Source organism: Geomonas sp. (assembly GCF_035254065.1).
Lineage (GTDB): Bacteria > Desulfobacterota > Desulfuromonadia > Geobacterales > Geobacteraceae > Geomonas.
Genome location: NZ_DATFBA010000405.1, coordinates 1 through 6,101, shown reverse-complemented (window position 1 = coordinate 6,101; position 6,101 = coordinate 1). Strand labels below are relative to the sequence as shown.

At 61.4% G+C, this 6,101-nt stretch carries 8 protein-coding genes; all 8 read right to left on the bottom strand.

The window, feature by feature from the left end; genetic code table 11:
* Positions 1–70: 70 nt before the first annotated feature.
* Positions 71–514 carry a 50S ribosomal protein L9 gene (gene rplI, locus VJ604_RS19060; protein WP_324085259.1) on the bottom strand — a complete coding sequence of 148 codons (444 nt, stop codon included), beginning with the start codon at positions 512–514 and terminating at the stop codon, positions 71–73.
* Between the two features lie 22 nt (positions 515–536).
* Positions 537–1,490, bottom strand: coding sequence for a YybS family protein (locus tag VJ604_RS19055; protein WP_324085257.1), 954 nt, complete (start codon positions 1,488–1,490; stop codon positions 537–539).
* A gap of 3 nt (positions 1,491–1,493) precedes the next feature.
* On the bottom strand, positions 1,494–1,775 hold the full coding sequence (gene rpsR, locus VJ604_RS19050; RefSeq protein WP_324085255.1) for a 30S ribosomal protein S18: 282 nt from the start codon (positions 1,773–1,775) through the stop codon (positions 1,494–1,496).
* Between the two features lie 3 nt (positions 1,776–1,778).
* The gene (rpsF, locus tag VJ604_RS19045; protein WP_324085253.1) at positions 1,779–2,174 is read right to left on the bottom strand and encodes a 30S ribosomal protein S6; all 396 of its coding nucleotides are present in this window, start codon (positions 2,172–2,174) and stop codon (positions 1,779–1,781) included.
* Positions 2,175–2,321: 147 nt separating this feature from the next.
* Positions 2,322–3,416, bottom strand: coding sequence for a redox-regulated ATPase YchF (gene ychF / locus VJ604_RS19040; RefSeq protein ID WP_324085251.1), 1,095 nt, complete (start codon positions 3,414–3,416; stop codon positions 2,322–2,324).
* 123 nt (positions 3,417–3,539) lie between these two features.
* Positions 3,540–4,103, bottom strand: a complete 564-nt coding sequence (gene pth / locus VJ604_RS19035) for an aminoacyl-tRNA hydrolase (protein ID WP_324085249.1) — start codon at positions 4,101–4,103, stop codon at positions 3,540–3,542.
* A 12-nt stretch (positions 4,104–4,115) separates the two neighbouring features.
* Complete coding sequence (locus VJ604_RS19030; protein WP_324085247.1) at positions 4,116–4,706, bottom strand: 50S ribosomal protein L25; 591 nt, start codon at positions 4,704–4,706, stop codon at positions 4,116–4,118.
* A gap of 68 nt (positions 4,707–4,774) precedes the next feature.
* A complete protein-coding gene (locus tag VJ604_RS19025) occupies positions 4,775–5,725 on the bottom strand; it encodes a ribose-phosphate pyrophosphokinase (protein ID WP_324085246.1) in 951 nt (316 codons plus the stop codon).
* Between the last annotated feature and the right edge of the window lie 376 nt (positions 5,726–6,101).

Sequence of the window (6,101 nt, the reverse complement as noted above, 5' to 3'; positions counted from 1 at the left end):
GGGCCACACTCATCGAGTGTGGCCCTTCTTTGTACATGCTCCAACCGGTGCGGCGCTGGCCGCAGGCTGCTTACGCCTTGGTGACGGAGATCTTCAGGGTGGCGGTCACTTCCGGGTGGATCTTGATCGCCGCGGTGAAGTCGCCCAGGTGCTTGATCGGCTCGTCGAGCACGATCTTCTTGCGGTCGATTTCCACGCCCTGGGCCTTCAGCTGCTCAGCCAGTTCCATGTTGGTGACGGCGCCGAACAGCTTGTCGTCAGCACCGGCATTGTGGGCCAGGGAAAGGGAGATCCCTTCGATCTTGGCGGCCAGCTGCTTGGCAGCTTCCAGCACGCGGTTCTTCTTATACTCGAGCTGACGCTTGGCGTGCTCGAGAGCCTTGGCGTTCTTCTCGGTCGCCTCGATGGCGAAACCTTTGGGGACCAGGTAGTTCCTGGCGTAGCCCGGTGCAACCTTCACGATGTCGCCGATGTGGCCGAGATTCTCAACGTTTTCCTTCAGAATGACCTTCATGTTAGCCTCCTAGCCTGATATCTCACAGGTTTTGCTGGGTTTTGGGGGATCGGAAATCACCCCAGAGATCGAAAACGCCTAGCGCCGCAACCACCAGCAGCATGAACGGCTGGAAGATGAGGAACAGGCAGCCCATTACCTTGATGAACGTGGGCACTGCAAACTTGCGGAAAAAATGGCTGATGACCGCGAAGCCCTGCACCAGGTACAAGGCGCAGACCACGATCAGCAGGTTGAGCGACACCATGTGCGCGATGTCGTTGTCGAGCAACATGGCAAAGCCCGAGGCGATCAGGAGCCAGACCAGGGGTTCAGGGTTCCGGTACTGCCTGAAATTACCCAGGTAGATCGGCAGACCCGCGCGCCCCGCCACCCGTGCCAAAAGGTACAGGTTGATGCACCCCAGAATCCCGAGTGCCACGGTGATCAGTGCGGGATAGATCACCACGATCTGCTCGCCGGCCATGCGCATCGAATCCTGCATGGCCTTCAACTCGTCCCCCTTGACCCCCGCCTTCTCGTACAGCTGGGTGGTCTGGGCGATACTCGCCTGCACACCCTTGGTGACCTTGGTGTGCAGATTGGCGCCGGTGACGTAGCCGTAGATGGCAGCAGCCGCCACCATCATCACCAGGTTGACGGCAACCGAGTAGACGATGGAGCGCGCGCCCCCTTTCAGGCGAACCAGGAACTCCGGCAGCGCCAGGGACATCACGCCGGCCTGCAGCAGGTAGATGGCGACCGTCGCCGGACCCGCCAGGGCGGCCACCAGGGAACAGGTTACCAGCACCACCGCGATGCCGGTCTTCCGTCCGTTTTTCAGGCTGTAGAAGACGCAGGGAGCGGGGGTGAACAGCCCGGGGACCAGGCCGAACAAGGGGAGCATCATAAACGCAAGGAAGAGCGTCGCCGTAGCGACGCTCCCCTTGATGGTGTCCAGAATGCGTCCCTGGAGAGGGTTGACCTCAGCCGACACAGACTAGGGCGTAACGTGGCTGCCCGCGATGGGGAGCAGCGCGATGTTTCTTGCCCTTTTGACCGCCTCGGTGATCTCCCTCTGGTGCTTGGAGCAGTTACCGGAGATACGGCGGGGAATGATCTTGCCGCGCTCGGATACGAAGTAGCGAAGGGTGCGGGGATCTTTGTAGTCGATGGAAACCTGCTTGTCTGCGCAGAAACGGCAGACTTTACGGCGCTGGAACGGCCGCTTCTTGCGCGGGCCGCCGCTGGTGCTTCTCTGGGGAGTTCTCTCGTCAGCCATCTCTTATTCCTCCGTAGTAGTTTCGGCCTGAGCCTCGGCAGCGGGAGCCTCGACGGCCTCCTCGACACCTTCCTCAGCAGCTTTGACCGGAGCGGCTGCAGCGGCAACCACTTCCTGCTCGAGCTTCACGCTCTGGTACCTGAGCACCTTGTCGTCAAGGCGCAGACGGCGCTCCAGCTCGGCGATCAGACCGGAATCGCCGTCGAAACGGAGGTAAAAGTAACGGCCACGGGCGCTCTTGTTGATCGGGTAAGCCAGCTTCCTGGCGCCCCAGTCTTCCAGCCTCTTGAACTCGCCGTTCATGCCGGCGATGATGTCCTGTACCTTGGCGGAGAGTGCTTTGATCTCTTCGTCGCCAAGATCGGGCTGGACGATGTAAATCGTCTCGTACATCCTCATTGTGTTGCCTCCTCACGGTTATTTAGCCCCGGGACCGGCCCGGAACAAGGAGATACGGCCTACTGGCCGTTCTGTGGAACAAAAACCTTTACTATACAAATCTCTCTTTGACAAGCAAAAAGATTAAAAAAGCGCTACCCCATCGCCCTAGACGTTGAACCTGAAATGCATGACGTCGCCGTCCTGCACCACGTACTCCTTCCCTTCCAGACGCATGAGCCCTTTTTCCTTGGCTCCCGCCTCGCCACCCGCGGCAATATAGTCCTCGTAGGCGATCACTTCCGCCCGGATGAAGCCTTTTTCGAAGTCAGTGTGGATCACGCCGGCAGCGCCGGGGGCCTTGGTCCCCTTGGTGATGGTCCAGGCGCGTACTTCCTTGACGCCGGCGGTGAAGTAGGTGATCAGCCCGAGCAGCTCGTAGCCCGCCCGGATCAGGCGGTCCAGACCGGATTCGGCCAGCCCCATCTCCTCCAGGAACGCCTGCTTCTCCTCGCCGTCCAACTCAGAGATCTCAGCCTCGATGGATCCGCAGATGAAGACCACACCGTTACCCTCGCGGGCCGCGAGCTTCCTGACCTCCTCGACGTAGGGGTGCTTGCCGTCCAGGTCGTCCTCCGCCACGTTGGCCACGTAGAGAACGGGCTTGGCGGTCATCAGGTGCATGTCGCGCAGGATCATGCGCTCGTCCTCGTTCTCCGGCAGGTCGCGCGGCGAGACACCCTTTTCCAGGGCGGCCTTCACCTTGCCGCAGAACTCGACGTCCTCCTTCGCCTTCTTGTCGCCGCTTCTCGCCTGCTTCTCCACGCGCTGCATCCGCTTCTCCACGGTGTCGAGGTCGGCCAGCGCCAGCTCGGTCTGGATCACCTCGATGTCGCGCACGGGGGAGACGGAACCGCTCACGTGCACCACGTTCTCGTTTTCGAAGCAGCGCACCACGTGCAGGATGGCGTCCACGGAGCGGATGTGGCCCAAGAACTTGTTCCCCAGCCCCTCGCCCTGGCTGGCGCCCGCCACCAATCCGGCGATGTCCAGAAATTCGATGGTGGTGTACTGCATGCGCTGCGGGTGCACGATTTCGGCCAACCGGTCCATCCGGGGATCGGGAACCGCTACGATCCCCACGTTGGGATCGATGGTGCAGAAGGGGTAGTTGGCCGACTCGGCGCCTGCCGAGGTGAGCGCGTTAAAGATGGTGGATTTCCCCACGTTGGGGAGCCCGACGATGCCGCAGTTGAAGCCCATATGCTGAATCCTCTGGACCTGCTAGGTCCGGTTAACAGAGTACCGACTGATCACATCCCATCACGCCTGATAGGCCGTTCGTCCTGAGCCTGACGAAGGGGGCGTGCTGGTTTTTTTAATCTCTCATTTCCCGTTGAAGATGCTCATCGCCTTGGGCATCCCTTCCCTGATCACCATCTCCAGCGCGTCGACCGACTGGTCCAGCACTTCCAGAAGAGAGTTCATCTCGTCCTTGGCGAAGTTGGTGAGCACGTAGTTGACCACGTCACCGTGCACCGGGCGCCCGATGCCGACCCGCAGCCTGGCGTAGGCGTTGGAGCCAAGCTCCTGCCCCAGCGAGCGGAGCCCGTTGTGGCCGCCATGGCCGCCCCCTTCCTTGAGCCTGACCTTGCCGAAGGGGATGTCGAGGTCGTCGTGGACGACGATCAGATCTGAAAGTGAGAGTTTGTAGAAGCGAAGCGCCTCGGCGACGGAACGCCCGGACAGATTCATGAAGGTCTGGGGCTTGAGGAGGAAGATGCGCTCGCCCGCCCAGTTACCGTCACCAGCAAGGCCCGAGAAGGCCTTCCTGGTGACGGAGATACCGGCGAGACTTGATAGGCGGTCCAAAACCATGAAACCCGCGTTGTGGCGGGTCCATGAATACTGGGGCCCGGGGTTGCCGAGCCCTACAACAAGCTTTGCCATGTTCTATCCGGCTTAAGCGGCAGGAGCTTCTTCTGCCTCTGCGCTCTTACGGCCGAGGATGCTGATCACGGCGGCCTTGGGGTCGCCCAGGATGGCGATGCCGACCGGAGCCGGAATTTCGCCCACGTGGATGGAGTGGCCGATGGTCAACTCGGTGACGTCCACGCTGATGTAGTCGGGGATGTGCACCGGCAGGCACTCGACTTCCAGCTCGTGCATGGCGAAGTCCACCATGCCGCCTGCCTTGGCGCCGGCAGCGGTACCGACCAGACGGACCGGGACGTGCACCTTGACCTTGTCGGAGAGGCTGATCCTGTGCAGGTCGACGTGGCGCGGGGTGCGCTTGATGGAATCCTGAAGCATGTCGCAGACGATGACGGTCTGGCCGTCCAGGGAGCCGCCGCCCACCAGGGTCAGGATGTGGTTACGTCCACCCGCGCCCGCGATGGCTTCGGAAAACTGCCTGGTGTCAAGCGAAATGGAGACCGGCTCGATCCCTTTGCCGTACACGACGGCGGGGACGCGCCCTGCGCTTCTCAGACGGCGGCAGACGCCTTTGCCGGTTTCTTCCCTCAGTTCCACGTTCAGATTCTGCTTGCTCATACATCCTCCGGTATTTCTCAAGATAATTGTTGATTCTGATCCTAACTAGTAATGCAAATGCCGGCAGCTCACACGAACAGGGAGCTGACGGATTCGTCCTCATGAATGCGGCGGATGGCCTCGGCCAACAGGTCGGCCACCGACAGCACGCGCAGCTTGTCGGTCCGGTCGGCCTTCTCCCCCAGCGGAACGGTGTCGGTGATGACCACCTTCTCGATCACCGAGGCGTTGATGCGGTCGATGGCCGGGCCGGAGAGGACGCCGTGGGTGGCGGCCGCGTAGACGCTGGAGGCGCCGTGGTCCTTCAGGGCCTGGGCGGCGTGGGTCAGGGTGCCGGCGGTGTCGATCATGTCGTCCAGGATGATGGCCGACTTCCCTTTCACGTCGCCGATCAGGTGCATCACCTCGGCCACGTTCGGGCCGGTGCGGCGCTTGTCGATCACGGCCAGGGTGCAGCCGAGCCTCTTGGCGAAGGCCCTGGCGCGCTCGGTGCCGCCCGCGTCCGGGGAAACCATGACCAGGTTGTCGAGCTCGCTGGCGAAGCGGTTCTTCAGGTGGGCCAAGAGCACCGGGGCTGCGTAGAGGTTGTCCACCGGGATGTTGAAGAAGCCCTGGATCTGCCCTGCGTGCAGGTCGATGGTAACCACCCGGTCGGCGCCGGCGGTGGTGACCAGGTCGGCCACCAGCTTGGAGGTGATCGGCGTCCTGGGAGCGGCCTTTCTATCCTGGCGGGCGTAGCCGTAGTAGGGGATGACGGCGGTGATGGTCGCGGCGGAGGCCCTCTTCAGGGCGTCCATCATGATCAGCAGCTCCATCAGGTTGTTGTTGGTGGGGTTGCAGGTCGACTGGACCACGTAGATGTCACGGCCGCGGACGTTCTCGCCGATCTCGACCATGATCTCGCCGTCGGAGAAGGTCTTCACCTTCGCCTTGCCCAGCGGCACCTTAAGACATTCACAAATCTTCTCTGCCAGAATCGGATTCGAGTTACCGCTGAACACCCTGATCTTGTTTTCCATCAACAACCAGCCCTCTTGCCTTTGAATTTATTCGGCCGCCGCCTGTGCTGCTCGCCACGGCCGGTCGCCACCAAAATCCCGGAAACGTTACTTAATACAATACATAGGTCACGAAGTCAACCGAAAAGGACCGTTTCGCGTGCCACTTCAGTTTTCCGTTCTGGAGACGATACGTTACCCGAAGCAGCGCCACCTAAACCGATCATCGACGAGGCCAACAGCATGGAACAGCGCCGTTTCCACCGGGTCACCTGCAGCATGTCCGGCGAACTCACCCACCACGACCTGAGCTATCCGGTGCGGTTGCAAAACATCTCGCTGCGCGGAGCCCTGGTCACCTCCGATGAATACCTCCTGGTGCCGGTCGACGATACCT

Coding starts and splice junctions, on each gene's coding strand:
- rplI (WP_324085259.1), bottom strand. CDS start 514: ATGAAGGTCATTCTGAAGGAAAACGTTGAGAATCTCGGCCACATCGGC.
- rpsR (WP_324085255.1), bottom strand. CDS start 1,775: ATGGCTGACGAGAGAACTCCCCAGAGAAGCACCAGCGGCGGCCCGCGC.
- rpsF (WP_324085253.1), bottom strand. CDS start 2,174: ATGAGGATGTACGAGACGATTTACATCGTCCAGCCCGATCTTGGCGAC.
- ychF (WP_324085251.1), bottom strand. CDS start 3,416: ATGGGCTTCAACTGCGGCATCGTCGGGCTCCCCAACGTGGGGAAATCC.
- pth (WP_324085249.1), bottom strand. CDS start 4,103: ATGGCAAAGCTTGTTGTAGGGCTCGGCAACCCCGGGCCCCAGTATTCA.
- VJ604_RS19030 (WP_324085247.1), bottom strand. CDS start 4,706: ATGAGCAAGCAGAATCTGAACGTGGAACTGAGGGAAGAAACCGGCAAA.
- VJ604_RS19025 (WP_324085246.1), bottom strand. CDS start 5,725: ATGGAAAACAAGATCAGGGTGTTCAGCGGTAACTCGAATCCGATTCTG.